The sequence below is a fragment of the Geminicoccus harenae genome, from assembly GCF_019800005.1.
Taxonomy (GTDB): domain Bacteria; phylum Pseudomonadota; class Alphaproteobacteria; order Geminicoccales; family Geminicoccaceae; genus Geminicoccus; species Geminicoccus harenae.
Window position 1 is genome coordinate 1 of sequence record NZ_JABGCL010000241.1, and the last position, 594, is coordinate 594.

1 protein-coding gene is annotated in these 594 nt (G+C 42.6%); it reads right to left on the reverse strand.

Features of this window, described 5'->3' with window-relative positions; translation table 11 throughout:
- The coding region (locus tag HLA95_RS27770) for an RNA-dependent RNA polymerase family protein (protein ID WP_222185210.1) at nt 1-594 on the reverse strand (594 nt) is incomplete at both ends.

A 594-nucleotide genomic window follows, 5' to 3' on the forward strand; every position in this document is an offset into this window, starting at 1 on the left:
TTTGATTATACCCCGAATATCCATCTAAGAAACAGTAAAAACTCTGCCCTGAAAGCCTCTCAAGAATCTGGTCAATATAGGGAAGGGGGAAGTGGTCTTTCCTAGTCTTGGAGTTCAGTTTTCTGTAATCAATGCAGACTCTCCATCCAGTGGTAGCCCTTGTGGGGACTAGAATACCCTCGTCATTGGCTATCACTGTGATGCCAGACTTTTTAGGAACCAGTTGAGTAGGTGAAACCCACTCACTATCTGATATTGGGTAAATGATACCCGCATCAAGTAATTTCAACACTTCCTTTTTAACAACCTCCTTCATGTTTGGATTTAGCTTACGTTGGGCATCCCTAGACGGGTTTGCTCCTTCCTCTAGATGAATACGGTGCTGACAGATTGATGGGTCAATTCCTTTCAGATCGGCAACTGTCCATCCTATGGCTAGTTTGTGCTTCCTTAAAACCGTCAAAAGGTTACCTTCCTGTTCTATATTTAAAAGAGATGATATAATCACAGGCAAGGTCTTATTATCATCTAAGAAGGCATACTTGAGGTTAGCCGGTAAAGGTTTTAACTCAAGCTGCGGTGGAGACACGAATG